Origin of the sequence: Labedaea rhizosphaerae (genome assembly GCF_004362825.1) — a bacterium.
GTDB lineage: Bacteria > Actinomycetota > Actinomycetes > Mycobacteriales > Pseudonocardiaceae > Labedaea > Labedaea rhizosphaerae.
In genome coordinates, this window is record NZ_SNXZ01000004.1 from 240,370 (window position 1) to 264,424 (window position 24,055).

Here is a 24,055-nt window from a genome sequence, read left to right on the forward strand (position 1 = left end):
ACATGACCGCGATCCTCGAGCCCGAAACCCAGTCCACTGTGGAACATGCGGTGCGGCTTTCCGGAGTGCGCAAGGCTTTCGGCACCGGCGCACGGTCCGTCGTCGCGCTGGACGGCGTGGACCTCGCGGTCGAGCCGGGCGAATTCGTGTGCCTGCTCGGCGCGTCCGGTTGCGGCAAGACCACGCTGCTGAACCTGGTCGCGGGCCTGGATGCCGTGTCCGGCGGCGAGATCGAGCTGAACACCGCCCGGCCCGCGGTCATGTTCCAGGAGGCCGCGTTGATGCCGTGGCTGACGGCGTCGCGCAACGTGGAGCTGCCACTGCGGATCGCGGGCGTCAAGCGCGCGGACCGGCGCCGGCGCACCGCCGAACTGCTGGACCTGGTGCGGCTCGGCGAGGTCGGCGACAAGCGCCCGCACGAGCTCTCCGGTGGTATGCGGCAACGCGTGGCGCTGGCGCGTGCGCTCGCGTCGGCTGTCCACGGCGCGGGTGGCGGCAAGCAGGCGCTCCTGCTCATGGACGAGCCGTTCTCCGCGCTCGACGCGATCACCCGCGACGTGCTGCAGGCCGAACTGCTGCGCGTCTGGCGCACGACCGGCACCGCGGTGCTCTTCGTGACCCACGACGTGCGCGAGGCGGTCCGGCTCGGGCAGCGCGTGGTGCTGCTGTCGTCGCGGCCCGGCCGGGTCGTGCAGGAATGGCAGGTGGACCGCCTGTCGGCGGCCGGCGAGGCGAAGACCGTCGACGAGATCAACGGGCGGTTGCGTGAAGTGATCTCGAGCCATGCCGCCGCCTGACGCAGGCGTGGACACCGTCGAGCCCGACGCGGTCGCCGCCGGGCTCGACGCGCTCGACACGCCGGACCCCGGCAGCAGCCGGACGCCGGTGTGGCGGCGGATCGCCCGCACCGCGGTGCCCCCGCTCGTCACGCTGGTGCTGGTCATCGGCGTGTGGCAGGCGTTGTGGGCCCTGGCGTTCTGGCCGGAGTTCAAGCTGCCCGCACCGGCCACGGTCGGCGGCGAGCTGTGGGCGCGGTTGACCAGCGGCGAGGCGCTCGGCTTCATCTGGACCTCGGTGCACCGCGCCGTGCTCGGCTTCCTGATCGGCGTGGCGATCGCGACGCCGATCGGCCTGGTCGTGGCCAAGGTGCGCTTCGTGCGCGCCGCGATCGGGCCGTTGTTGTCCGGGTTGCAGAGCCTGCCGTCGGTGGCGTGGGTGCCGGCCGCGGTGCTGTGGTTCGGCGTGACCCCGACGACGATCTACGTGGTGCTGCTGCTGGGCAGCATTCCGTCGATCGCCAACGGTCTCGTGGCCGGGATCGACCAGATCCCGCCGATCCTGCCGCGAGCCGGGAAGGTGATGGGCGCCGGGCGCCTGGCCGGGGCGCGGCACATCCTGCTGCCGGCCGCACTGCCCGGCTACCTGGCCGGGCTCAAGCAGGGCTGGGCGTTCTCGTGGCGGTCGCTGATGGCCGCGGAGATCATCGCCACGTCACCCGACCTCGGCACCGGCCTCGGCGCGTACCTCGACAACGGCCGGTTCCTCGCGGACATGCCCACCGTGATCTCGGCGATCGTGTTGATCCTCTTCGTGGGGGTGGGGATCGAGTTGCTGGTCTTCCGCCCGTTGGAGCGGGTCGTGCTGGCCGCGCGTGGGCTCGGCGGTGCGCTGTGAGCTTGGTATTGGTGGCCCACGGCAGCCGCGACCCCCGCTCGGCCGCGACGATCGCCGCGCTCGCCGACGTCGTGCGCGCCGCGCGGCCGGGTCTCGACGTGCGGGTGGCCTTCCTCGACTTGTCCGCGCCCCGCGTCGGCGATGTGCTGGCCGGGCTGTCGCGGGCCGTGATCGTGCCTTTGTTGCTGGGCCGGGCTTTCCACGCCGACGTGGACCTGCCGAACCTGGTGCACGAGGCGGTGGCGCGCAACCCGCGGCTGTCGGTGGCGGTGTCCTCGGTGCTGGGACCGGATCCGCTGCTTCGGCGGGCGGCGGTGCGCCGGTTGCGTGAGTCCGGGGTGTCGCTCGACGACCCGTCGCTCGGGATCGTGGTGGCGGCGGCCGGCTCGTCGCGCCGGTCCTCGACCGACGCCGTGCACGCGTTGGCCCGCTCGTGGCCCCGCGCCCGTGCGGCGTTCGCGTCGGCCGGCTCACCCACGGTCGACGACGCGGTGGCCGCGCTGCGTTCTGCTGGGGCGCGACGCCTCGCGGTGGCGTCGTGGTTCCTGGCGCCCGGCCGCCTCCCGGACCGGATCGAGGCCGCGATCCACGCGATCGATCCGTCGGCGATCATCGCCGAACCGCTGGGCCCGGCGCCGGAAGTCGCCGAACTGGTGCTCCGGCGCCACGACGAGGCAGCCACCGAAGAAGCCACCGCCCGCTACGCCTGACTCCCGCTCCCGCCTCCCTCACCTCTCCATTCCCGCCTGCCCGCCTCCCCGCCTGCCCGCCTCCCCGCCTGCCCGCCTCCTCGCCTGCCCGCTCTCCCCTGCCCGCTCTCCCCTGCCCGCCTGCCCACCTGCCCCTTCCCGCCTGCCCGCTCTCGCCTGCCCGCCTGCCCGCTCTCGCCTGCCCGCCTGTCCACTCCCGCCTCCCCGCTCCTCTTGTGCTGCCTCGCCCGCGTTCACCATCCCGCGTTTGGAGTTATCCACAGCTGGGCAGTTGTCCACAGATCCCGCTATTTCCCGTTGCGGGGTTGGAAAACCGATAGACTGGCTTCGGGGTCGCCCCCCGGAGCGGGTGGGGGCACGGGTACTCAACCACAGGGCGACAGCGTGGGTTTTGCTTGCGAAGCAAGGAAAGCGGCGCGCTAGTGCTCGTCGAGTGGACGCACCCACCACGTCCAGTTGACGCGCTTTCCCTTGCCGGGCAAGGCAATCCGGCCACAAGCCCACAACAACTCCGACCAGGGATCTCCCTGCGGCACGAGTTCCGGGAACAACCGCGCAAGCACCGCCGACGCCAACCGCGCGTCCGCGGTCAGGGGCACCGCCAGACCGGTCGCCGCGTCCCAGCCGTGGATCAGCAACTCCGCGCAGCACATCGCGGCAAATCCGCTGGCGTCCGCCGGTCCATCCGGGTCGTACCCCAGCGCGTGCGGTGCCGCCGCCCGCACGACGTGTGACGTGAGCCGTGCGGCGCCGAGCAGGCCGTCGAGCAGGTGGTCGACCGGAGCTTCGGCGTCCACCACGACCGAGGGCGCGCGCATCCTCAGGTCGCCGGCCGCCAGGTCGATCCCGCAGAAGTACGCCGACTTGATGGCGTGCGCGACCGTCTCGCGCACGGTCCAGTCGAGGTGCGGCACCTCACCCGACCACGCGTCCCGAGGCGCGCCCGCCAGCGCGTTGCGCGTCGTTCGAGCAGCCTCGATCACCATCGCTGGCTCCACGCCACGAGCATGACCGACATCACCCGGCAGGAAATACCCCAGGGGGGTACCCTCAGCACCATGACCGAACACCAGCACCACGACTCCTCCTGGCGGACCGCGATCACGGCGACCTTGCACTGCCTCACCGGCTGCGCCATCGGCGAGGTGCTCGGCATGGTCATCGGGACGGCCTTCGGCTGGGGCAACGCGGCCACCGTCGTGTTGTCGATCGCCTTGGCGTTCCTGTTCGGCTACTCGCTGACCATGCGGCCGATCCTGCGCGCGGGCGTCGCCCTCGGCGTGGCCATCCCGATCGCGTTCGCGGCGGACACCGTGTCGATCGCCGTCATGGAGGTCATCGACAACGCGTTCGTGCTGGTCATCCCCGGCGCGATGGACGCGGGCCTCGCGTCGGCGCTGTTCTGGGGCAGCCTTGCCGCCTCGCTCGTGCTGGCCTTCGTGGTGACCGTGCCGGTGAACCGCTGGATGATCGGCCGCGGCAAGGGTCACGCCGTGGTGCACCGCTACCACCACTGACCACACGGGAACCGAAAGCCGCCCCGCGGACTCTGAACAGAACGCACGTTTCGTCCGAGTCCGGGAGCAGCGCCCATGCCCGATCCGATGGTCCTCTACCGCAAGCTCACCTCGGGCGACGAGGCCGGGATCACGGCGGTCCGCAAGGCGTTGACGCAGGTCCGGGCGTCCTTGCGGGCCGCCGCGGACGGGATCACCGAAGGGGCCACCACCGCCGCGACCCACTGGCGGGGCGACGCGCGCACCGAGTTCCTGACCGACGTCTCGGCGACCGTCACCGACACGGCCGAGGTCTACCGCCGGCTGCGCACGGTCGACCGCGTGCTCGCCGGCGCCGCAACGGCCTACGGTGACCTGCACCGATCCGCTGACTCCGCGATCCGGCCGTGGCGCGCCGCGGGCAACGCCGACCCGGCCCTCGCCCTCAGCGTCCAGCGGAACCTGCTGGCCGCGCGCTACACCTACGAGAGCAGGCTCGGCACGCTCGCCACCCACCTCGACCCCGGCAGCAGCGACTGGACCGATCTCACGCACGTCGGCCCCGGTCAGCCGTGGATCCCGCAAGGGCTCGCCTACCGGGCCGACCGCGACCAGCTGCTGGTCACCTCGTACAACGAATCGAAGGACGCCGACTCGCAGAGCAGGCTCACGCTGGTCGACAACGCGACCGGCGAGGAGCAGAAGCACGTCGACCTCGGCGGCCTGGAGTACTCGGGCCCGGCCGGTCAGCCCGCGACCGGCGCGCCACCCAACCACGCGGGCGGGGTCGCCACCCACGGCGACAACGTGTGGGTGACCTCGACCGTGGTGAACGACGACGGCACGCAGACCAGCCAGGTCTACGTGTACTCGCAGAAGGCGATCGACCGAGCCCAGCCCGGCGCGACCGTGCACCCGACGCAGGTGATCAACGTGCCGGCGAGCAGCTACATCACCTACGCCGACGGCAAGCTGTGGATCGGTCAGTACGCCACCGACGGCGACCCGAAGCTCTACAGCTTCAACACCGGCAAGGACGGTTCGATCAAGGGCGTCACGCCCACCGGCGAGCCCGACCCGTACGCGGGCGGCGACGTCCCCGGCGAATACCCGACCCCGCAACACGTGCAGGGCGTCGTGGTGCGCGACGACCAGTTCGTGTTCAGCCAGTCCGACGGCGAGAGCGGCAGCTCGTTCATCACCCAGGACCGCGACTACCGCGGCTTCGACCTGCTGGACCCGGACACCTGGGACGCGCGGGACGAGTACCGGCTCGGCGACAACGCCGACGGCGACCCGATCCACGGCGTCGAGGAGATCGAGGAGATCGACGGCGAGATCGTCACCGTGCACGAGTCCGGGGCCGACAAGTACGACGACGACGGCCACGACCACCACGACGACATCACCCGGACCCCGCTGACCGAGCTCGGCCTCGACTCCGGCGACGGCTACCAGACCGACCCCGACGCCCTGACCGAGGCGGCCGGGCAGCTCGACGGTTCGGCCGAGAAGCTGCAGAACGCCGCCGACGTGACCGGCGGGCTCCAGCTGGTCGCCCACGTGCTCGGCGACGTGCCGGCCGCGGGCCCGTTCAGTGCCGCGGTCACCCGGTACCTGGCCGACCGCGGCCAAGAGCTGGGAACCGGCGCGCAATCGTTGCGGGACACCGCGGACGGCCTCATCGCCGGCGCCGACACCTACCGGCGTCTCGAGGATTTCCTCACAGCCGGGTTCGGTGGCACGAACTAAGGTGCACCCCATGGCCGACGAGCTGGTGCACTACGAGGTGTCCAAGGGAATCGCGACGATCACGCTGGACTCGCCGCACAACCGCAACGCGCTGTCCGCGCAGCTGCGCCGGGAACTGAAGGCGCACCTGACCGCGGCCGCCGCGGACGACGCCGCCCGGGTGATCGTGCTGACCCACACCGGGACGGTGTTCTGCGCGGGCATGGACCTCAAGGAGGCGGGCACCGCGGGCTCCGAGTCCCAAGGCGTGCAGGAGTTCCCGCAGATCCTCGAACAACTGTGGACCAGCCCCAAACCCGTGGTCGCCCGCCTCTCAGGGCCGGCCCGCGCCGGCGGTGTCGGCATGGTCGCGGCGGCCGACATCGCGGTCGCCGCCGAGAACGCGACGTTCGCGTTCACCGAGGTGCGCATCGGTGTGGTGCCCGCGGTGATCTCGGTGACGGTGCTGCCCCGGCTGCTGCCCAGGGCCGCCCACGAGCTCTTCCTCACCGGCGAGACCTTCGACGGCAAGCGCGCCGCGCAGGTCGGTCTGATCAACTCGGCGGTGCCCGCCGAGCAGCTCGACGCCGAGGTCAGGCGCTACACCGACCTGCTGGTGCTGGGCGCGCCCGGCGCGCTCGCCGCGACCAAGCAGATGCTGCGCCGGGAGAAGGCCGCGACCATGGCCGACGACTTCGCCGACATGCTCGAACTGTCCGCCAAGCACTTCGCCGGCGAGGAAGGCCAGGAGGGCATCGCCTCGTTCGTGCAGAAGCGCAAGGCGAACTGGGTGCCCGAGGCCTAGACATTTGGCTAGCCCCGCAGGTGCAGGACGACGTCGATCCCGTCCAGGATCGTCTTGTCCAGCGGGAAGTAGCCCTGCCGCGGGTTCGTGTCGGTGCGTTTCTCGGCCGGCGCGACCTCATCGGTCGGGATGAGCGCCCAGTCGGTGACGCGGTCCTGCAGTGACGCCTCGTAGGTGTGCGGCGGGGGCTCGGCCAGCCCGATCGCCGCGCTACACCCGAGGCTGCCCGCGACCACGGTGTACCGCTGCCCCAGCAGCGCGCCGATCGTCGCGCCCGCGCCGAGCCAGCCGAAGTCGATGTTGTCGTCGCGCCAGGCGCTCGGGCTGCGTTGCAGGTGGCTGTTGTGCGCGGACACCAGGGTCGGGCCGCGGCCGGACTCGAGCTGCCTGAGCTCCAGCAGGTTCTGCGCCATGAGCGCGTCGCGGCAGTTGGAGAGCTTGGCGATCCGGGCGTTGAGTTCCAGCGGCTGCGCGCACTGCTTGTGGTAGCGCAACAAGCCCAGGCCCGCGGTGAGGTGCGCCTTGGCGGCGAGCCACCGGGCCCGCGACGTGATCGCGATCAGCTCGGGGGCGCGCGTGTAGAGCGCGAGGAGCAGGTCGTCGGCGAGCACGCGCAACTGGTCGGCCTCGGCCGTCGCGCCCGGCGACATGGCCGGGTCCATGACCGCTTCGACCCGGCTCCACTGCTCGTCGTCCCCGGCGAGGCTCGCGATGTCGAGGTCCAGGCCCAGGTAGTCGCGGGCGTGTTCGAGGTAGGCGCGCGGGCTCGGCGCGCTCATCGTCTCCATGGCCGCGTCGAAGCCGTGGAAGGCGAGGCGGTCCGCGGGCGGACGGTCCATGTTGTACTCGTGCATCCAGGAAACCAGCTCCCGGTTGGGTTCCAGCGCACCGAATTCGTGCGAGAAGCCCTCGCTCATCACCGTGTCCAGGGTGCCCACGCCGTCGCGGACGAACTCGTCCACGACCAGCGCCGCCACGCGGTCGGTCTCCATGGCGACCGAACGGAAGCCGAGCTCGGTCAGCTGTGCGAACAACTCGTTACGGATCCGACCGAAGCCCGGTTCCTGGTGGGTGGGTTCGCCGATGCCCAGCAGGTCGCAGTCGGCGGGCAGGAAAGCGCGGATGTCGTGACTCATGAGATTCAAGCGTATCGTTGAAAGCTCGGTTGAGACTTTGCACAACTCGACCAGCGAGGACTTGAGCTAGAGTCTCAAACCGATGTCCACCCTGAGGCCAGCCGACCTCGCGCGCGAGCACGGCATCTCGACCCAGGCGGTCCGCAACTACGAGCGTGACGGGTTCCTGCCGCCCGCCGCGCGCAGCGCGAGTGGCTACCGCACCTACACCGACGTGCACGCGGCGGCGCTGCGGGCGTTCCTCGCGCTCATCCCGGCCTACGGCCACGCGGGCGCGGGCCGGATCATGCTCGCGGCCAACGAGGGTCAGCTCGACCAGGCGCTGCTGCTCATCGACCGCGCGCACGCCCAGTTGCTCCGCGACCGGGAAACCCTTGCCACGGTGCGGAAAGCGGTCGGCCCGCTCACCTCCGAAGCCGCTGAACTCGCGGCGCCGGCGAGCACCCGCACCATCGGCGAGCTCGCCCGCTGGCTCGGCGTCACGCCGGCGACGGTCCGCAACTGGGAGCGCGCCGGCATTCTCGTCCCGGACCGCCACAAGGGAACCGGGTACCGGGTTTACCAGCCCAGTGACCTGCGGGATGCGGAGCTCACGCGCCTGCTGCGCCGGGGCGGCTACCCGCTCGACCACATCCGCACGGTCGTCGAGCAGGTCCGCACCGCGGGTGGCACCGAGGCCCTGGCCGGCGCCTTGGACGACTGGCAGCAACGGCTGACGACGCAGGGGCTGGCGATGCTGGACGCCGCCGCCCGGCTCGGCGAGTACCTGCGCCTGCGCGGCGTGGGTTAGTCAGTTCACCGTCACGGTGCCGTCGGCGTCGATGCGCCAGCCGGGGTTGTGGCAGACCTCCCAGACCAGCCCGTTCGGGTCGGCGAAGTGCCCGTGGTAGCCGCCGAACGCCGCGCGCTGCGGCTTCTTGACCACCCGCGCGCCCGCGGCGGCGGCCTCCTCGATCACGCGATCCACCGCATCGGGCCCGTCGACGTTGTAGGACAACGTCAGGCCGGTGATGCTCGTGTCGGTGACCGCGCCGCCGAGGTCCTCGCGGAACGTCGCGCTGTCGAACAGGCCGAGCATCACGCCCGGCGCGACCTGGAAGAAGATGATGTTGCCAGGAACGTCCAGTCGCGACTCCCAGCCCAGGCCGTCCACGTAGAAGGCCCGCACCGCGTCGAGGTCGTCCGTGGCGACGGTGATGAAGTGCACGTTCTGTTCCATGCCACCGAGTCTGCCGCCACGACGACGCCACGGCTTGTACGAATCAGACGTCAGTACTCGTCCCTGAGCTGGATCCACGCCATCGTCTCGGTCTGCGGCCAGCCCTCGGGTGAGTCCTCCCATTGCTCCTGGCGCCCGTACGGCGTGAGGTCCAGCAGGTTGAAGTCGGTGCGCAGCCGGTCGACGCCGCGGCGGGTGGTGGCGTAGGTGCGGAACACCTCGTCGCCGTCGCGCAGCAGCACCGTCAACGCGAAGAGGTCGTCCAGCCCCATCTCGTCGTAGAACCCCTGGCCCGCGGTGTACCACGGGTGCGTCCAGCCGAACCGCTTGAGCAGCACGTCGAGCTCGTCCTGTGGTGCGCGGGCCATCAGGATGAACCGGGTGTCCCGCTGGTTGAGGTGCGTCTGGTCGCCGGCCAGGTTGTCGGTGAAGGACGCGCAGCCGGCACAGACCCAGTCCTGATCGGGCGACTGCATGAAGTGGTAGATCACCAGCTGCCTGCGACCGTCGAACAAGTCGGTCAGCGAGACCTCGGTGCGGTCCGGCGCGACGAACCGGTGATCGGTGCTCAGCTGGACCATCGGCAGCCTGCACCGCTCGGCGGCCAGCGCGTCCAGCGCGTGGGTGAGTTCCTTCTCCTTGACCAGCAACTCCTCGCGCGCGGCCTGCCATTGCTGCGGTGTGACGACTTCCGGGCGATTCATGCCTGCCCCTCTCGCGGTTAGTTTCTTCAAGGAACCATCTACGTTAGCATGGCACCGTGCAACGCACCCACTTCGGCGAGATGGCCTGCTCGATCGCCCGCACCCTCGACGTCATCGGTGAGCCGTGGTCACCACTGATCCTGCGCGACGTCTACGTCGGCATCACGCGGTTCGACCAGCTGCAGCAGGAGCTCGGCATCTCCCGCAAAGTGCTCGCCGAACGGCTGAAGTGGCTGGTCGGCCAGGAGGTGCTGGAGCGCAAGCAGTACACGGACCGGCCGCCGCGCTTCGAGTACGCGCTGACCGCGAAGGGCCGCGAACTCTGCGACCTGCTCCTGGTGATGGTCCGCTGGGGCGACCGGTTCACCGCGGGCGAGGCCGGGCCGCCGGTGCTCTACCGCCACCACGCGTGCGGCGAGATCAGCCACGTCGAGCTGCGCTGCTCGGTCTGCGGCGAGCGGATGAACGCCACGGACGTCGACGTCCTGCCCGGCCCCGGCCAGCGCGCCTAGTCCACCGCGACGACGTGCAGCGTCACGGCACCCGCCGTCCTGCCGTCCGCCTGGGTGAGGATGTCCTCGACGTGGTGGAACGTGGCCGCATCGCCGCCGCGCAACGCACCGGGGTTGCGCCAGACCAGCAGGTGCTCGCCCGGCTCCAGCCACGACAGGTCGCGGACGCAGTCCTGCAACGCGTCCAGGTTGCGGCCGAACCAGTCCGGAAAGGACAGTGCGGCGGCGATGGCGGTCATGAACTTCGCCTTGCTGCCCGGGCCGTCGATGAGGTGCGGCGTCGCGTCCGGGTAGGTCGCCAGCGCTTCCTCGGTGGTGTCCGCCTGCTGCATCAATGCTCCGGATCGACGACGACGAACGACTTGTAGTGGTCCGCGGTGTAGTACAACTCCTTGCCGGAGCCGTAGATCAGCCGCTGCGCGCCGCGGTCGTCGCTGCCCGGCGTGTCCACTGTGTACTCCCGGTAGTAACCGGTCTTCTCGTGCGGCAGCAGGCCTTCGCGGTTCTGGAAGGTCTGACCGTCCTCCCGGTACGGGTACGGGCCGCCCTTGACGATCAACCGCCAGGTGTCGCCGACCTCCGGCGGGAGCTGCGAGAGCGGCTTGACCTGCATCCCGGACGACGACGGTGAAGATGAAGACGGCGGCGACGAGTCGCCGGTGTTCTCCTTCACCAGCCAGCCGACGACGACCAGCACCACGAGCCCGACCAGGGCGAGCGTGATGCGCTTGCGCGAACCCACCCCGAGAGCCTACGAAGCCGTGCCGGCCGGCTGGTCCCCGGGCTCCGGCCGCCGCTCGGGCTCCGGCAGTGCTTGCAGCTTGTGCCCCGCGCGCCGGGCCGGGCCGAACCGGGCGGCCGCCTTGTCGACGAGCCGGTCGATCAGCCAGGCAACGCCGACGCACAGCGGTCCGACCACCACGATGACCAACGCGAACTGCAGCCAGAACGACTGCTGCGTCATCCACAGCTCGATGTCGTTCCACCAGTCCGACAGCCATTGCACGGCCTCGACCCTACGGCATGACCAGTGTCACGGGGCGCGACCAGGGTGAGCGGACTAGGTTGCCAGACATGTTCGCGGTGTATGCAACGGAGCCGAAGCCCGACGATCCCCTCGCCGCACTCGCCGTCGGCGAGCGGCCGGACCCGCAGGCGCCCGAAGGCTGGGTCGCCGTGAACGTGCGGGCGGCCAGCCTCAACATGCACGACCTCTGGACCCTGCGGGGCGTGGGCATCAAGGCCGACCAGTTCCCGATGATCCTGGGCTGCGACGGCGCCGGCGTGCTCGAGGACGGCACCGAGGTGGTGCTGCACTCGGTGATCGGCGACCCGGCCTGGCGCGGCGACGAGACCCTCGACCCCAAGCGGACCCTGCTCACGGAGAAGCACCAGGGCACGTTCGCGGACACCGTCGTGGTGCCCGCGCGCAACGCGTTGCCGAAGCCGTCGAGCCTGTCGTTCGCCGAGGCCGCCTGCATGGGCACGGCGTGGCTGACCGCCTACCGGATGCTGTTCACCAAGTCCGGCCTGCGACCCGGGCAGACCATGCTCGTGCAAGGCGCGTCCGGTGGCGTGTCGACCGCGTTGATCGAGCTGGGTCGCGCGGCGGGCATGCGGGTGTGGGTGACAGGGCGCACCGAGGCGAAGCGTTCGCTGGCCCTCGACCTCGGCGCCCACGAGACCTTCGAGTCCGGCGCGCGCCTGCCCGAGCGGGTCGACGCCGTCTTCGAAACGGTCGGCAAGGCCACCTGGTCGCACACCATGAAGTCCCTCAAGCCCGGCGGCATCGTCGTGATCTCGGGCGCCACCAGCGGCGACGCGACGGCGGCCGAACTGCAGCGGCTGTTCTTCCTGCAGCTGCGCGTCGTCGGCTCGACGATGGGCACCCGCGAAGAGCTCGGCGACCTGCTGCGCTTCTGCGACCAGGCCGGCATCCGGCCCAAGATCGGCTCCGAACTCCCGATGACCGAGGCGGCACAAGGCATGCGCGCCATGCTCGACGGCGAGACGAACGGGAAGATCGTCTTCACCCGGTAGGCACGCCGCCGGGCACGGTCGAGCTGAAGATCACGTCCGAGGCCACAGGCCGGAAGGTGAGGACGTCGCCGGACGAGCCGCAGTACCTGGTGCGCAGCGACAAGTCCGGCAGGACCGCGGTCAGGCCAGCCGCTTGGTGGCGGTGGCGAGCGCTTCGCGCGCCTCGGCTACCAGCGTGGCCATCACCTCGGCCACCGGCGCCTCGACGGCCTGCCGGTAGGTTGTCCCCGCCCACATGGACACGGCCTCCGGATCGCCGGCGGCCGCGGCCGCCGCGCGCACCGGCTTGGTCAGGTGGTGCAGCTGCGGGTAGGCGGCCGGTGCCTGCTGCTCGTGCTCGGTCATGAAGCGGTTCAGCAGCCCGCGCGCCGGTCTGCCGCTGAAGGCGCGGGTCAGCGCGGTCGGCCTCGCCCCCTCGGCCAGCTCGGTGCGGTGGACCTTGGACGTGCCTGCCTCCGGGCAACGCAGGAACGCCGTGCCCAGCTGGGCGGCCACCGCACCGGCGGCCAGCACCGCGGCCACGTCGGCACCGCGGATCAGGCCACCGGCGGCCACCAGCGGCAGGTCGACCTCGGCGGCGACCAGGCGCAGGGCGTCCAGGGTGCCGAACAGGTCACCGCCACCGGGCAGCCACGGATCGTCCTCGAAGACACCGCGGTGCCCGCCCGCCGACATGCCTTGCACGCACAGCGCGTCCGCTCCCGTCGCGGCCGCGCGAGCGGCCTCGGCCGGGGTGGTGACCGTGACCGTCACGTGGATGCCGGCGTCGCGCAGCCGGGCCACATCGTCGGGCAGCGGCGCGCCGAAGGTGAACGACACGGCCGCGACCCGCTCGGCGACGGCGAGGTCGAGCTTCGCCGCGTAGTGGTCGTCGTCCCAGCCGGGCCGGCCTTCGGTGGTGTCGTAGCGCGCCGCCTCGGCGGCCACCACCGCCTGGTAGCGGCTGAGGTCCACCGTGGACCGTTGACCGGGCGTGAACAGGTTGAGGCCGAACGGTTGCGTGGTCAGCTCGCGGGTCGCGGCGAGCTGGGCGCGTACGGCATCCGGCGTCAGGTACCCGGCCGCGAGGTAGCCGAAGCCGCCCGCGTCGCAGGCCGCCGCGACGAGCTCGGGCGTTGACGGACCACCGGCCATCGGCGCCGCGATCACCGGCACCCGCAGCTGCGCGAACATCCCTCGACGGTAACCCGAACCGGGCCGTGCCGGCCGCGTGGGATAGTCCACGCATGCCGTTCATGGTCGAGGACGCGATCGCGATCGCCACGAAGGCCCACCGGGGCCAGCGGGACAAGTCGGGTCACGCCTACATAGGCCACCCCCTTCGGGTGATGGGCATGATGCGCACCGACCACGAGCGCATGACCGCCGTCCTGCACGACGTGGTCGAGGACACCGAGGTCACGGCGGACGACCTGCGCGCGGCCGGCTGCCCGGACGCCGTGGTCGAGGCGGTGATCGCCATCAGCAAGCGCCCGGGTGAGGACCACGAGGACTACCTCGCCCGTGTGGCGGCCAACCCGATGGCGCTCGCGGTGAAGCGCGCGGACATCGCCGACAACTCGTCCCCCGAGCGCATGGACGAACTCGACGGGCCGACCCGGTCGAGGTTGCGCGCCAAGTACGAGAAGGCAACCCGCCTGCTGGACACCTATTCACGAGCCTGACCCAGCAATTCAGCGAGAACGATCCGCACCGGGAAGGGCTGGGTCGCCTCGAACACCTCGTCTTCTTGGACTTCGGTCGTCAGCCGATAGGCGCCATCCACCAGATCGAACGCCACGAGGCTCGGCGGCCCGGGGTCGACGACCCAGTAGCTCGGAACTCCGAGTCGTTCGTACACCGCCTTCTTGTTGTTGAGATCGTTGATGGCCGAACTGTGCGACAGGACCTCGACGGCGAGCAACGGCGCGACGGGCAGACAGTCCTCGGTCAGATCCGATCTTCTCGCCGCCAAGCCATCCGGTCGCAGTTCAAGGGTTGGCGACGGTCGCACCGCGAAGGGACCTACCAGCACCTCCACGTCGTCCGGGCACGACATCTCCAACGCCACGAGCAACTTCATGACGGCCTTCTGGTGGCGGAAGCCAGGCAATGGGCTCACAACGAGCATCCCGTCGATGAGCTCGTAGCGACGACCATCGTCCGGCATGGTGGCAAGGTCGTCCACGGTGAACACGTCTACCCCTTTCTTGGTCGTGGCCAAGCCAAGCAGAGGGGACCGACAATTCTGCGAACACTGCTCGCGGTTCACCCGGACGAGCGACGCGACTCCAGTTCGGCGACCAGTTTCTTCGGCGCGACGCACCGGTACGCGTCCACCACGATCTCGCCGATCTCGGCCCAGTCGACCTCGCCGTCCAGCCGCACGCCGAGCCAGCCGCGGTGCCCGACGTAGGGCGGCCGGAAGAACCGGTCCGGTTCCTCGGCGACCAACTCCTCCTGCACGCCAGGAGGTGCGGCACACCAGAACCCGGTGATGCCGTCGCCGTGGTGGTCGTCGACGTACATCACGAAGACCTTCTTGACGAACCACGTGGGCGAGCCGTGGCTGAGCTTCTCGGTGGCCTCGGGCAGCGCGAGGCACAGCGCGCGCAAGCGGTCCAGCGGCGGGGAGGCCATGCCGGGCAGCGTAATCAGAAGGTGAACGTCTTCGCGAACACGATCCAGAAGACGACGATCGCGACCAGCCCGAGCACCAGGCACACCGCGACACCGACGAGCAGGCCACGCCCCAACGGTTTGCCCGCCAACGACAACGCGGCGCCGAGGACGAAGGCGACGGCGAGCACGACCCCCATCACCACGGCGAAGTCGGCGTCCATCCAGCCGAACGGGTGCACGCCCACCGCGAAGAGCCCGGCGACGAGCAACTCGACGACCACGACGGCCGCCACACCCGGCAGGACGCCTTCGCGGGTACGGCTCGGAGTCACGGGGTTACTTCTTCTTGTCCTTGCCGGTCGGCTCATCGGTCGACAACGCCGCGACGAAGGCTTCCTGGGGGACCTCGACACGCCCCACCATCTTCATGCGCTTCTTGCCTTCCTTCTGCTTCTCCAGCAGCTTGCGCTTGCGCGTGATGTCACCGCCGTAGCACTTGGCGAGGACGTCCTTGCGCATGGCGCGGATCGTCTCGCGGGCGATGATGCGCGACCCGATCGCCGCCTGGATGGGCACCTCGAACTGCTGGCGCGGGATCAGCTCACGCAGCCGCGTCGCCATCCGGGTGCCGTAGCCGTACGCCGCGTCCTTGTGCACGATCGCGCTGAACGCGTCGACCGGCTCGCCCTGCAGCAGGATGTCGACCTTCACCAGGTCCGAGGCCTGCTCGCCCGACTCCTCGTAGTCCAGCGACGCGTAACCACGCGTGCGCGACTTCAACGAGTCGAAGAAATCGAAGATGATCTCGCCGAGCGGCATCGTGTAGCGCAGTTCGACCCGGTCCTCGGACAGGTAGTCCATGCCGCCGAGCTGACCGCGCTTGCCCTGGCACAGCTCCATGATCGTGCCGATGTACTCACTCGGCGCGATGATCGTGCACTTGGTGACCGGCTCGAAGATCTCGGCGACCTTGCCCTCGGGCCAGTCCGACGGGTTGGTGACGGTCAGCTCGCCGCGGTCGTCCAGCACGACCCGGTAGACCACGTTGGGCGCGGTGGAGATCAGGTCCAGGCCGAACTCGCGCTCCAGCCGGTCGCGGGTGATCTCCAGGTGCAGCAGACCCAGGAAACCGCATCGGAACCCGAACCCCAGCGCCGCCGACGTCTCCGGCTCGTAGGTCAGGGCGGCGTCGTTCAGCTGGAGCTTGTCCAGGGCCTCACGCAGGTCGGGGTAGTCCGAACCGTCCACTGGATACAGTCCGGAGTAGACCATCGGCTGCGGCTCGCGGTAGCCGGACAACGCCTCGGTGGCGCCCTTGCGCTCCGAGGTCACCGTGTCACCGACCCGTGACTGGCGGACGTCCTTCACGCCGGTGATCAGGTAGCCCACCTCGCCGACGCCGAGGCCCTGGCTCGGCTTGGGCTCCGGGGAGATGATGCCGACCTCGAGCAGCTCGTGCACCGCGCCGGTGGACATCATCCGGATCCGCTCGCGCGGGGTGATCTTGCCGTCCACCACGCGGATGTAGGTGACCACGCCGCGGTAGGTGTCGTAGACCGAGTCGAAGATCATCGCGCGGGCCGGGGCGTCGGCCACGCCGACCGGCGGCGGGACCTGGCGCACGACCTCGTCCAGCAGCTCGGACACGCCCATGCCGGTCTTGGCCGAGACCCGCAGCACGTCCTCGGGCTCGCCGCCGAGGATGTGCGCGATCTCCGCCGCGTACTTCTCCGGGTCGGCGGCCGGCAGGTCGATCTTGTTCAGCACCGGGATGATGTGCAGGTCGCGGTCGAGCGCCATGTAGAGGTTGGCCAGCGTCTGCGCCTCGATCCCCTGCGCGGCGTCGACCAGCAGGATCGCGCCTTCGCACGCGTCGAGCGCACGGGAGACCTCGTAGGTGAAGTCGACGTGGCCCGGCGTGTCGATCATGTGCAGCACGTGCTGGGCGCCGTCGAGGGTCCACGGCAGCCGCACGTTCTGCGCCTTGATCGTGATGCCGCGCTCGCGCTCGATGTCCATCCGGTCGAGGTACTGGGCCCGCATGTCGCGCGCCTGGACGACGCCGGTGATCTGCAGCATCCGGTCGGCAAGCGTGGACTTGCCGTGGTCGATGTGCGCGATGATGCAGAAGTTGCGGATCTGCTCCGGCGCCGTGAAGGTGGTGTCGGCGAACGTGCTCACTCAGGTCCCTTGCGATGCGGATCGGCATGATTCAGGCATGGCCGTCCGCCATTGTCCCATGCTGGGCTGTCAGGCCAGGCGAGTCATGTCCACCGACACCTCGATGGCCGACGCGGCGCCGCCGGAATAGGTCCCCTTGAGCGGGGAGACGTCGCCGTAGTCACGCCCGATCGCCACCCACACGTGCCGCTGGCCGATCTCGATGTCGTTGGTCGGGTCGAAGCCCCACCAGCCCCCGGTCCAGGCCTCGATCCACGCGTGGCTCTCGCCGCGCACGGTCTCCCCGATGGCCCCGTCGGGCTTCGTGTGCAGGTAGCCGGACACGTAGCGGGCCGGGATGCCGATCGAGCGCAGCATCGCCAGCGTGAGGTGCGCGTAGTCCTGGCAGACGCCCTCACGGGCCTGCCACGCGTCGATCGCCGAGCTGTGCACGCCGGTGGTGCCCTGGTGGTAGGTCAGCTGGTCGTGCACCCACTCCGACACGGCGAGCACGGCCTCCATCGGCCGCCGCCCGGTGCGCAGCTTGCGGGCGATCGAGATCAGCTCCTTGTTGCGTGGCGCGTACCGGGTCGGCTCCAGCAGCTCGCCGTAGCGGTCGGCGATACCGTCACCGCGCAGGTCCGCCCAGGAGGCGTCGTCGATCGGCTGCACGTGCTCGGTGGTCTCGACCACGGACGACGCCACGATCTTGAGCTCGGTGTGCGGGGCGTGCAGGTCGAACGACGTGACCTCGGTGCCCCAGTAGTCGGTGTAGCGGTAGGAGCGGGTCGCGGGCGTGGTCTCCAGCCGCGCGACCACGAGGTTCTGCCGCCGGTCGCTGCGCGGGGTGAGCCGCGCCTCGTTGTAGGACTGCACGACCGGCGCCTCGTACCGGTACCCGGTCGTGTGCACGACCCGCACGCGCCAGCTCACCGGGTCCATCGTGCCGGTCCTGGATTGCCGCACGGCCTCCGGGGTGGTCGTCACAAGCTCACCTCCGCGTTGGTCCAGGCCACCCAGGGCACCGAGTGGAAGTACTGCAGCGCCACGGCTTCGCCGACGTCGCGGATGCACTGCTGCAGGCCCAGCAGCCGTCCGGTGAGGTCCTCGAGCAGCTCCTCCGGACGCAGGAACTCCAGCTCGCTGCGGGCCTTGCCGAGCAGCCGGGACGCCTCGGCCTTCGCCCCCACCCGGGTGCTCGGCTGGTTGTCGAGGTGGTCCAGGCACGACTCGGCCTGGCTCAGGGCGTGGAACACCGACCGCGGGAAGAGCCGGTCGAGCAGCAGGAACTGCACGACCCGGGTCGCGTCCAGCGCGCCGCGGTAGGTCCGCAGGTAGGTGTCGTGGGCGCCGGCGGAACGCAGCACGGTGACCCAGCCCGGCGACGACGGCTTGTCCCCCACCCGCGACATCAGCAGGCGCACGATCATGTCGACGCGTTCGACGAACCGGCCGAGCACGAGGAACCGCCAGCCGTCGTCGCGGCTCATCGTGGAGTCGGCGAGCCCGGCGAACATCGCGGCCCGCTCCTCGACGAAGGAGAAGAACAGGCTCGGGCCGACCCGTTTCGCGGCCCGCTGGCGTTCCGGCACCGCGTTGTACATCGAGTTGATGCACTCCCACAGCTCCGTGGACACCACTTCGCGGGCCACCCGCGTGTTCTCCCGCGCGCTGCTGATCGACGACACGATCGAGCCGGCGTGCTCGCGCGACATGGCGACCAGCTCGGTCAGCGTCCACACGTCCAGCTCCATGCCGGGTGGCGGGGTGATGCCGAGGACGGTCAGCAGCTGACGGCTCGTCGCGTCGGCGTCGACCGTGGCGTCCTCGAGCAGTTGGTGCACCGAGACGTCGAGGATCCGCGCGGTGTCGTCGGCCCGCTCGACGTAGCGGCCGATCCAGTAGAGCGATTCAGCGTTGCGTGCCAGCACCGGATCCTCCTCACTGCTGCTGTTGTTGCTGTTGCTGCGCCGAGGTCAGCTCGGGCCCGCGTTCGGGAGCGCTCTCCTCCTGCGGGGTGCCGAGCCGCTGCCCGCTCAGCTCCGGGTCCACAGTGGACGACCGAGCGGCCAGCACCCAGGTGTCCTTGGAACCGCCGCCCTGCGAGGAGTTCACCACCAGCGAGCCTTCCGGCACCGCGACCCGCGTGAGGCCGCCGGGCAGCACGAACACCGACTTGCCGTCGTTGACGGCGAACGGCCGCAGGTCCACGTGCCGCGGTTTGAGCCGTTGCCCCACCTTGGTCGGCACGGTCGAGAGCTGCACGAGCGGTTGCGCGATCCAGCCACGCGGGTTGGCCCGCACGCGCCTGCGGATGGCGGCGAGTTCCTTGGCGCTGGCGTCCGGGCCGAACACGATGCCGTAGCCGCCGGAGCCCTCGACCGGCTTGATCACCAGCTCGTCGGCGTGGTCGAAGACGTACTGGCGCTCCTCGCGCAGCCAGCAGCGGTAGGTGTCGACGTTGGGCAGCAGCGGCGCCTCGTCCAGGTAGTACTTCAGGATCTCGGGCAGGTAGGTGTAGACGAGCTTGTCGTCGCCGACGCCGTTGCCGACCGCGTTCGCGATCACGACGTTGCCCGCGCGGGCCGCGTTGATCACCCCGGCGACGCCGAGCACCGAGTCGGGCCGGAACTGCACGGGGTCGAGGTACTCGTCGTCGATGCGCCGGTAGATCACGTCGACCTGGCGCTCGCCCTCGGTGGTGCGCAGGTAGATCACGTTGTCGCGGCAGAACAGGTCACGGCCCTCGACCAGCTCGACGCCCATCAGCCGGGCCAGCAGCGAGTGCTCGAAGTAGGCCGAGTTGTGCACCCCGGGCGTGAGCACGACGACGGTCGGATCGGCGACGTTCGGCGCGGCCGCCGCGCGCAGCGCACGCAACAGGTGCACCGCGTAGTCGCCCACCGCCCGCACCCGGTGCTTGGCGAACAGGTCGGGAAAGACCCGCGCCATCGTGCGCCGGTTCTCCATCACGTAGGACACCCCGGACGGCGAGCGCAGGTTGTCCTCCAGCACCCGGAACGTGCCGTCCTCGTCGCGCACCAGGTCGACGCCCGAGACGTGGATGCGCACGCCGTTGGGCGGCGAGACGCCGGCGGCCTGGCGGTGGAAGTGCGCGCAGGAGGTGATCAGGCGGCGGGGCAGCACGCCGTCGCGGATGATCTGCTGGTCGCCGTAGATGTCGGCGAGGAACGCCTCGAGGCCGCGCACCCGCTGCACGATCCCGCGTTCGAGCTTGGCCCACTCCCCCGCCGTGATCACCCGCGGGATCAGGTCGAGCGGGAACGGGCGCTCCTGACCGGACAACGAGAACGTGATGCCCTGGTCGACGAGCGCGCGGTCCAGCGCCTCCGCCCGGGTCGCGAGGTCAGCGGGCTTCGACGGCGAGAGCGAGTCGTACAACCGGCGATAAGCGCTGCGCACGGTCGAATCCGCGGCGAACATCTCGTCGAAGGCGCCCGCGTGCGGCCGCTTCGGGTCGAGGTAGTTGTCGAACAGATCGCCGTTGCCGCTCGCCCGGTTCATTTCCGCATCTTGTCCCAAGCAGACGCGGTTCACCAGGCTTGACGATCATCGACACCGCGCGTTAACAGTACGATCGCCGGTGACCCACCCGTGCGCCGTGACCAGCGTGCGGTCCAGGCAGCGGCCGGTGTCGTCGAGCCCGCGCCACCGTTCGCTGGACTGGCCGTCGGCGTAGGTCAGCTGGCCGTTCGTGCGACCGAACCCGCCGCTGGTGTCGATCTGGTCGTCGCTGAACGCGAGCAGCCTCCCGTGACCGAGCTCCGTGCGCAGGACGCGTCCCATGTGGACGGTCGCGTCGATGCGGTAGTTGTTCGAGTCGGTGTAGGCCGTGGTGGAGTCGGCGTCGAGGGTGAAGCCGAACCGGTCCGTGCGGCCGTTGGCGGTGTAAGCGCCGTCAACGCGGTGGGTGGTCTGCTGGCGGGCGGCGCTGTCGGTGAGGCTCGTGGTGTTGGCGAAGGTCCACTGGCCGCCCGCCTTCACGGTGATCCGCCCTTGCGAGGTGTGCAGGACGCCCTCGGTGTGCCAGCTGCGGTCGACGGTGGTCGTGGCCGTGACGTCGATCCCGGTGCCGGTGAGGTCGGTGTGCACCTGCGCCTCGGGGACGTCGGCGGTGCGCAGTTCGCCGGTGACCCGCTTGGTGTGCGGATCGGTCGTGGCGAAGAGGTTCCCGCCCAGCGTCCAGACGTCGACGATGCCCTTCGGCGGCGTCAGCGTGATCGTGTGCGCCTTGCCGTCGGTCAGCGTGCCGATGAAGGGACTCAGGTCGATCGTGTACGGCAGCGTGACGATCGCGTCGATGGCGGAGATCGGGCGCCACAGCATCGGCGCGACGCCGCCGGTGTAGATGGTCGGGTACGGCATGACCGCGCCGGCCGGGTGGCCGTCCACGGCCACGTCGACCTCGCGGTAGGTGCCGCCGCCGCAGAGCCCGGCGTCGGGGTTGCCCTGGCTGACCGAGGTGGGCACGTTCGACCACCAGAACTCCTCGCAGCCGCCGCCGCGGGCGTAGATCTCGGCGGTCAGCTTGGCGGTGTTGCCGGGCACGGTGACCTGGGCGTTGTAGGTCTGACCGTCGCCCAGCGCCTGCCAGCCGGGGCTGTTGTGGTCGGCCGCGAGCGGGAGCACCTTGTCGGCCTGGCGCGGTGCCGGGTGGTGCCGGTCGGCCTTGAAGTAGGTGATCGTGACCGTGACGTCGTAGGGGCCGGTGTAGGTGTCGTTGACGATGTTGCCGAGGTCGACCACGAACGGTTGCGCCTGGTGCAGCAGCGGGCTGAACTCGGTGATGTCCTTGTCGAAGTGCCAGGTGATGCCGGTCGGGTCGGGCTCGGGTGTGGAGGTGCGCGCGACCTCGGCGCCGCCGATCCAGATGCCCGCGAGCCGGTCGTACTGGCGGCCCGCGCTGGACGCGGTCCAGTCGAGGACGACCTTCGTCCAGTCGCCCGCACAGCTGCTCGGCGGCGTGAGCGTGCCGACGTAGGGCTGGCCGTAGGAGTTGGCGAAGACGTGGTGCATCGCGGTGACCGTGCAGGAGTCGGTCGCCGGGCGGCTCACCGACGGCAAGGCCTGCAGCGGGTCCTGGTAGTCGGTGACCACCGTGTCCGCGGTGGCTTGGGTGGCTCCGAGGAGCAGGAACGCGGCGGTGGCGATCAGGAGTCGGCGCACGACTGGCGACGCTAGTTCGCTCCCGGCGGTCGCGGCAGGGGGCGCGGGGGCGTTGCCGTTCCCAGAACTACCTGCTGTTACTCTTGACCGTCGGGTCGTGTGGCATTCCGTCATGGAGGAAGCCCGCTTCGGCGGGGCCATCACAACGCGGCTCGACACCCATCGCGAACACTGAGGAGCACGCACGCATGGCCAACATCAAGTCGCAGATCAAGCGGATCCGGACCAACGAGGCCGCTCGGCTTCGCAACAAGTCCGTGAAGTCCTCGGTGAAGACCGCGATCCGCAAGTTCCGCGAGGCCGCCGCCGCCGGTGACAAGGACAAGGCCCAGGAGCTGCTGCAGGACGCCAGCCGCAAGCTGGACAAGGCCGCCAGCAAGGGCGTCATCCACGCCAACCAGGCCGCCAACAAGAAGTCGGCGATGGCTCAGCTCGCCAACAAGCTCTGAGCTTCGGCTCGAAAGCGGCGTCGTCCCAGGTGGACGGCGCCGCTTTTTGCGTTTCGGGCAGACTGCCGCTCATGGAGCCGAAGCCGACATCCGCTGCCCGCACGTCGCTGTCCCACATCATGACCGCGGTCGACACGAACCTCCTGGGCACCGTGCACGGCGGCGTGATCATGAAGCTGGTCGACGACGTCGCCGGGGCGGTCGCGCAGCGTCACTCGGGTGGCCCGGCCGTGACCGCGGCGATGGACGGCATGACGTTCCTGGCGCCGGTGCGGGTCGGTGACCTGGTGCACGCGCACGCGCAGGTGAACTGGACCGGCCGGACGTCGATGGAGGTCGGGGTCCGGGTGGTGGCCGAACCATGGAACGAAGCGGGCGTGGCCCCGACTCGGGTGGCGACGGCCTACCTGGTGTTCGTGGCGCTCAACCCGGACGGCTCGCCGCGTGACGTGCCGCCGGTGCTGCCGGAGTCCGCCGAGGACGAGCGCCGGTACCGGGAGGCGGAGATCCGCCGCAGCCACCGCCTCGCCCGCCGCGACGAGATCCTGGCCGGCCGCAAGACCTCCTGAAGACCCCTGACCACCCGAGAGGGTCACGCGTCGCCGCTGGTCACCAACCGCTGGACGTGGTCGACGACCGAGTCCGGCTGGAGGTACGCCTGCCAACCCGGCACGCGCACCACCTGCCACCCGAGGCGGCGGACGTTGGCGTCCCGCACGGCTCGCTGCCGCTGGAGCCTGCCGCGCGGATCACCGTCCGGGAACTCGTCGACCTCGACGTCGATGCCGGCGCCGTGCACCGCACGCAGGGAGATCGCCAGCGGATATCCCTCGTCGACGGCGCCGAGGGTCGCGGGAAGCCCCCGCGCGACCAGCGCGGCGTGCAAGGTCAACGCGGCCGGCGTCGGGTCGGCGGCCCGGCGGTGGTGCCGACCGGCGGCGTCCGCCAGACCGAGCAGCAGTTTCGCGTCGAGCCGCTGCAGCTCGGCGTGGTTGCCGAACACGACCAACCGCTGCTTGGCCCTGCTCACGGCCACGTTGATCAGGTTCCGCTCGTTCTCGAGCCAGGAGACCGTGCCCGGCTTCGCACCCGCCGAAATGACCGTGGAGAAGACCATCACGTCGCGCTCGCCACCCTGGAACTTGTGCGCGGTGCCGACCCGCACGTCCCCGAAGACCGCCCCGGCCTGGTCGAGGAGCTGCCTGATGCGGGTCGCCTGGGCGCGGAACGGCGTCACGACGCCCAGCCGATCGGCCGGCAGGCCTGCTTGCCGCACCCACTCGACGACCGCGTCGGCCTCGGCCTTGTTCAGCGAACTGCCGGTGCGACCAGGCTCCGTGCGGCCGTCGATGTCGTGCCACTCGATGCCGCGCGGGGCCCCATCGGCCCGATCGACACTGGTGAGAACCGTCAAGCGGCCGCCGTAGAAGTGGCGGTTGGAGTACTCGATGATCTCGGGGTGGCACCGGTAGTGCTCGTCCAGCAACAACGGAGCCGGCCGGAAACGGGCGGCGAAGGCCGTGAACGCCGAATCCTGGCCGTACGAGTAGTGCGCCGTCACCAGTGCTTCATGGCTCGTGCCCGCCGCCTTGGCGAGTGCGCGCAACTCGGCCGCGGCGACGGTCACCACC

29 protein-coding genes and 1 pseudogene are annotated in these 24,055 nt (G+C 70.4%); 13 read left to right on the forward strand and 17 right to left on the reverse strand.

Annotated features, from left to right (window positions below; translation table 11 throughout):
- Positions 1-2 precede the first annotated feature (2 nt).
- Genes EV186_RS23965 through EV186_RS23975 form a run of 3 tightly spaced genes read left to right on the forward strand, consistent with a single transcriptional unit; the run spans position 3 to position 2,384 of the window.
- Positions 3-797, forward strand: a complete 795-nt coding sequence (locus EV186_RS23965) for an ABC transporter ATP-binding protein (protein ID WP_133851648.1) — start codon at positions 3-5, stop codon at positions 795-797.
- Positions 784-1,674: an ABC transporter permease gene (locus EV186_RS23970; RefSeq protein WP_133851649.1), complete on the forward strand. Its 891-nt coding sequence runs from the start codon at positions 784-786 to the stop codon at positions 1,672-1,674. The genes EV186_RS23965 and EV186_RS23970 overlap by 14 nt, the downstream gene beginning before the upstream one ends.
- Positions 1,671-2,384 carry a sirohydrochlorin chelatase gene (locus tag EV186_RS23975; RefSeq protein ID WP_208115771.1) on the forward strand — a complete coding sequence of 238 codons (714 nt, stop codon included), beginning with the start codon at positions 1,671-1,673 and terminating at the stop codon, positions 2,382-2,384. Before EV186_RS23970 ends, EV186_RS23975 begins: the two co-directional genes overlap by 4 nt.
- A 419-nt stretch (positions 2,385-2,803) precedes the next feature.
- Here the strand turns inward: EV186_RS23975 and EV186_RS23980 are convergent, their stop codons facing one another.
- Positions 2,804-3,382, reverse strand: a complete 579-nt coding sequence (locus EV186_RS23980) for a maleylpyruvate isomerase N-terminal domain-containing protein (protein ID WP_133851650.1) — start codon at positions 3,380-3,382, stop codon at positions 2,804-2,806.
- A 60-nt stretch (positions 3,383-3,442) separates the two neighbouring features.
- Here EV186_RS23980 and EV186_RS23985 point away from each other — a divergent pair, with 60 nt between their 5' ends.
- The 3 genes from EV186_RS23985 (at position 3,443) to EV186_RS23995 (ending at position 6,416) form a co-directional block, all read left to right on the forward strand.
- Complete coding sequence (locus tag EV186_RS23985) at positions 3,443-3,901, forward strand: DUF4396 domain-containing protein (protein WP_133851651.1); 459 nt, start codon at positions 3,443-3,445, stop codon at positions 3,899-3,901.
- Between the two features lie 75 nt (positions 3,902-3,976).
- Positions 3,977-5,632: a WXG100 family type VII secretion target gene (locus EV186_RS23990; RefSeq protein ID WP_133851652.1), complete on the forward strand. Its 1,656-nt coding sequence runs from the start codon at positions 3,977-3,979 to the stop codon at positions 5,630-5,632.
- Between the two features lie 10 nt (positions 5,633-5,642).
- Positions 5,643-6,416 carry an enoyl-CoA hydratase-related protein gene (locus EV186_RS23995; protein WP_133851653.1) on the forward strand — a complete coding sequence of 258 codons (774 nt, stop codon included), beginning with the start codon at positions 5,643-5,645 and terminating at the stop codon, positions 6,414-6,416.
- Between the two features lie 8 nt (positions 6,417-6,424).
- On the opposite strand, the gene EV186_RS24000 is transcribed toward EV186_RS23995, so the two are convergent.
- On the reverse strand, positions 6,425-7,552 hold the full coding sequence (locus EV186_RS24000) for an erythromycin esterase family protein (protein ID WP_133851654.1): 1,128 nt from the start codon (positions 7,550-7,552) through the stop codon (positions 6,425-6,427).
- Between the two features lie 82 nt (positions 7,553-7,634).
- On the opposite strand from EV186_RS24000, the gene EV186_RS24005 reads away from it, so the two are divergent.
- A complete protein-coding gene (locus EV186_RS24005) occupies positions 7,635-8,342 on the forward strand; it encodes a TioE family transcriptional regulator (protein WP_133851655.1) in 708 nt (235 codons plus the stop codon).
- On the opposite strand, the gene EV186_RS24010 is transcribed toward EV186_RS24005, so the two are convergent.
- Together EV186_RS24010 and EV186_RS24015 are read right to left on the reverse strand one after the other, a co-directional pair.
- Positions 8,343-8,771 (reverse strand): VOC family protein, encoded by a 429-nt coding sequence (locus EV186_RS24010; RefSeq protein ID WP_133851656.1) that lies wholly within the window; start codon positions 8,769-8,771, stop codon positions 8,343-8,345.
- A gap of 50 nt (positions 8,772-8,821) precedes the next feature.
- Positions 8,822-9,475, reverse strand: coding sequence for a DUF899 domain-containing protein (locus tag EV186_RS24015; protein WP_133851657.1), 654 nt, complete (start codon positions 9,473-9,475; stop codon positions 8,822-8,824).
- 56 nt (positions 9,476-9,531) lie between these two features.
- On the opposite strand from EV186_RS24015, the gene EV186_RS24020 reads away from it, so the two are divergent.
- The gene (locus EV186_RS24020) at positions 9,532-9,987 is read left to right on the forward strand and encodes a winged helix-turn-helix transcriptional regulator (RefSeq protein ID WP_133851658.1); all 456 of its coding nucleotides are present in this window, start codon (positions 9,532-9,534) and stop codon (positions 9,985-9,987) included.
- Here the strand turns inward: EV186_RS24020 and EV186_RS24025 are convergent.
- Genes EV186_RS24025 through EV186_RS24035 form a run of 3 tightly spaced genes read right to left on the reverse strand, consistent with a single transcriptional unit; the run spans position 9,984 to position 10,993 of the window.
- Positions 9,984-10,319, reverse strand: coding sequence for a barstar family protein (locus EV186_RS24025; protein ID WP_133851659.1), 336 nt, complete (start codon positions 10,317-10,319; stop codon positions 9,984-9,986). The two genes, EV186_RS24020 and EV186_RS24025, sit on opposite strands and share 4 nt — an antisense overlap.
- Positions 10,319-10,729 (reverse strand): guanyl-specific ribonuclease, encoded by a 411-nt coding sequence (locus tag EV186_RS24030; RefSeq protein WP_133851660.1) that lies wholly within the window; start codon positions 10,727-10,729, stop codon positions 10,319-10,321. The genes EV186_RS24025 and EV186_RS24030 overlap by 1 nt, the downstream gene beginning before the upstream one ends.
- A 9-nt stretch (positions 10,730-10,738) precedes the next feature.
- Positions 10,739-10,993, reverse strand: coding sequence for a hypothetical protein (locus tag EV186_RS24035; protein WP_133851661.1), 255 nt, complete (start codon positions 10,991-10,993; stop codon positions 10,739-10,741).
- Positions 10,994-11,061: 68 nt separating this feature from the next.
- Between EV186_RS24035 and EV186_RS24040 the strand changes: the two genes are divergently transcribed.
- Positions 11,062-12,027, forward strand: coding sequence for a zinc-binding dehydrogenase (locus EV186_RS24040; RefSeq protein ID WP_133851662.1), 966 nt, complete (start codon positions 11,062-11,064; stop codon positions 12,025-12,027).
- An 11-nt stretch (positions 12,028-12,038) separates the two neighbouring features.
- Positions 12,039-12,149 (forward strand): annotated as a pseudogene (locus EV186_RS40165) (hypervirulence associated TUDOR domain-containing protein); the annotation flags it as partial.
- On the opposite strand, the gene EV186_RS24050 reads toward EV186_RS40165, so the two are convergent.
- Positions 12,148-13,200, reverse strand: a complete 1,053-nt coding sequence (locus tag EV186_RS24050; protein ID WP_133851663.1) for a nitronate monooxygenase — start codon at positions 13,198-13,200, stop codon at positions 12,148-12,150. The pseudogene EV186_RS40165 and the gene EV186_RS24050 overlap by 2 nt on opposite strands.
- 53 nt (positions 13,201-13,253) lie before the next feature.
- On the opposite strand from EV186_RS24050, the gene EV186_RS24055 reads away from it, so the two are divergent.
- Positions 13,254-13,691, forward strand: coding sequence for a bifunctional (p)ppGpp synthetase/guanosine-3',5'-bis(diphosphate) 3'-pyrophosphohydrolase (locus tag EV186_RS24055; protein WP_133851664.1), 438 nt, complete (start codon positions 13,254-13,256; stop codon positions 13,689-13,691).
- Here the strand turns inward: EV186_RS24055 and EV186_RS24060 are convergent.
- The 8 genes from EV186_RS24060 to EV186_RS24095 form a co-directional block, all read right to left on the reverse strand.
- Positions 13,676-14,203: a Uma2 family endonuclease gene (locus tag EV186_RS24060; RefSeq protein WP_279538319.1), complete on the reverse strand. Its 528-nt coding sequence runs from the start codon at positions 14,201-14,203 to the stop codon at positions 13,676-13,678. The genes EV186_RS24055 and EV186_RS24060 overlap by 16 nt on opposite strands.
- Before the next feature lie 71 nt (positions 14,204-14,274).
- Complete coding sequence (locus tag EV186_RS24065; RefSeq protein WP_133851665.1) at positions 14,275-14,646, reverse strand: MmcQ/YjbR family DNA-binding protein; 372 nt, start codon at positions 14,644-14,646, stop codon at positions 14,275-14,277.
- 14 nt (positions 14,647-14,660) lie between these two features.
- Complete coding sequence (locus EV186_RS24070) at positions 14,661-14,960, reverse strand: hypothetical protein (RefSeq protein ID WP_133851666.1); 300 nt, start codon at positions 14,958-14,960, stop codon at positions 14,661-14,663.
- A 4-nt stretch (positions 14,961-14,964) separates the two neighbouring features.
- Complete coding sequence (gene lepA, locus EV186_RS24075; protein WP_133851667.1) at positions 14,965-16,809, reverse strand: translation elongation factor 4; 1,845 nt, start codon at positions 16,807-16,809, stop codon at positions 14,965-14,967.
- Between the two features lie 69 nt (positions 16,810-16,878).
- Positions 16,879-17,775, reverse strand: a complete 897-nt coding sequence (locus EV186_RS24080; protein WP_243754235.1) for a transglutaminase family protein — start codon at positions 17,773-17,775, stop codon at positions 16,879-16,881.
- Positions 17,772-18,719, reverse strand: coding sequence for an alpha-E domain-containing protein (locus tag EV186_RS24085; RefSeq protein WP_133851668.1), 948 nt, complete (start codon positions 18,717-18,719; stop codon positions 17,772-17,774). The genes EV186_RS24080 and EV186_RS24085 overlap by 4 nt, the downstream gene beginning before the upstream one ends.
- Before the next feature lie 10 nt (positions 18,720-18,729).
- A complete protein-coding gene (locus tag EV186_RS24090) occupies positions 18,730-20,313 on the reverse strand; it encodes a circularly permuted type 2 ATP-grasp protein (RefSeq protein ID WP_133851669.1) in 1,584 nt (527 codons plus the stop codon).
- A gap of 45 nt (positions 20,314-20,358) precedes the next feature.
- Entirely contained in the window at positions 20,359-21,975 is a 1,617-nt protein-coding gene (locus tag EV186_RS24095) for a peptide-N4-asparagine amidase (RefSeq protein WP_166659302.1), read from the reverse strand.
- A gap of 188 nt (positions 21,976-22,163) precedes the next feature.
- Here EV186_RS24095 and rpsT point away from each other — a divergent pair, with 188 nt between their 5' ends.
- Both rpsT and EV186_RS24105 read left to right on the forward strand, forming a co-directional pair.
- Complete coding sequence (rpsT, locus tag EV186_RS24100; RefSeq protein ID WP_133851671.1) at positions 22,164-22,424, forward strand: 30S ribosomal protein S20; 261 nt, start codon at positions 22,164-22,166, stop codon at positions 22,422-22,424.
- Positions 22,425-22,495: 71 nt separating this feature from the next.
- On the forward strand, positions 22,496-22,993 hold the full coding sequence (locus tag EV186_RS24105; protein ID WP_133851672.1) for an acyl-CoA thioesterase: 498 nt from the start codon (positions 22,496-22,498) through the stop codon (positions 22,991-22,993).
- 23 nt (positions 22,994-23,016) lie between these two features.
- Here the strand turns inward: EV186_RS24105 and EV186_RS40825 are convergent, their stop codons facing one another.
- Positions 23,017-24,054: an AAA domain-containing protein gene (locus EV186_RS40825; protein WP_424983422.1), complete on the reverse strand. Its 1,038-nt coding sequence runs from the start codon at positions 24,052-24,054 to the stop codon at positions 23,017-23,019.
- Position 24,055: the final 1 nt, after the last annotated feature.

Excerpts from the sequence above, each read along its gene's own strand:
- EV186_RS23965 (WP_133851648.1), top strand. The coding sequence starts at position 3 with ATGACCGCGATCCTCGAGCCCGAAACCCAGTCCACTGTGGAACATGCG.
- EV186_RS23970 (WP_133851649.1), top strand. The coding sequence starts at position 784 with ATGCCGCCGCCTGACGCAGGCGTGGACACCGTCGAGCCCGACGCGGTC.
- EV186_RS23985 (WP_133851651.1), top strand. The coding sequence starts at position 3,443 with ATGACCGAACACCAGCACCACGACTCCTCCTGGCGGACCGCGATCACG.
- EV186_RS23990 (WP_133851652.1), top strand. The coding sequence starts at position 3,977 with ATGCCCGATCCGATGGTCCTCTACCGCAAGCTCACCTCGGGCGACGAG.
- EV186_RS23995 (WP_133851653.1), top strand. The coding sequence starts at position 5,643 with ATGGCCGACGAGCTGGTGCACTACGAGGTGTCCAAGGGAATCGCGACG.
- EV186_RS24000 (WP_133851654.1), bottom strand. The coding sequence starts at position 7,552 with ATGAGTCACGACATCCGCGCTTTCCTGCCCGCCGACTGCGACCTGCTG.
- EV186_RS24005 (WP_133851655.1), top strand. The coding sequence starts at position 7,635 with ATGTCCACCCTGAGGCCAGCCGACCTCGCGCGCGAGCACGGCATCTCG.
- EV186_RS24010 (WP_133851656.1), bottom strand. The coding sequence starts at position 8,771 with ATGGAACAGAACGTGCACTTCATCACCGTCGCCACGGACGACCTCGAC.
- EV186_RS24015 (WP_133851657.1), bottom strand. The coding sequence starts at position 9,475 with ATGAATCGCCCGGAAGTCGTCACACCGCAGCAATGGCAGGCCGCGCGC.
- EV186_RS24025 (WP_133851659.1), bottom strand. The coding sequence starts at position 10,319 with ATGCAGCAGGCGGACACCACCGAGGAAGCGCTGGCGACCTACCCGGAC.
- EV186_RS24040 (WP_133851662.1), top strand. The coding sequence starts at position 11,062 with ATGTTCGCGGTGTATGCAACGGAGCCGAAGCCCGACGATCCCCTCGCC.
- EV186_RS24050 (WP_133851663.1), bottom strand. The coding sequence starts at position 13,200 with ATGTTCGCGCAGCTGCGGGTGCCGGTGATCGCGGCGCCGATGGCCGGT.
- EV186_RS24055 (WP_133851664.1), top strand. The coding sequence starts at position 13,254 with ATGCCGTTCATGGTCGAGGACGCGATCGCGATCGCCACGAAGGCCCAC.
- EV186_RS24065 (WP_133851665.1), bottom strand. The coding sequence starts at position 14,646 with ATGGCCTCCCCGCCGCTGGACCGCTTGCGCGCGCTGTGCCTCGCGCTG.
- EV186_RS24090 (WP_133851669.1), bottom strand. The coding sequence starts at position 20,313 with ATGAACCGGGCGAGCGGCAACGGCGATCTGTTCGACAACTACCTCGAC.
- rpsT (WP_133851671.1), top strand. The coding sequence starts at position 22,164 with ATGGCCAACATCAAGTCGCAGATCAAGCGGATCCGGACCAACGAGGCC.
- EV186_RS24105 (WP_133851672.1), top strand. The coding sequence starts at position 22,496 with ATGGAGCCGAAGCCGACATCCGCTGCCCGCACGTCGCTGTCCCACATC.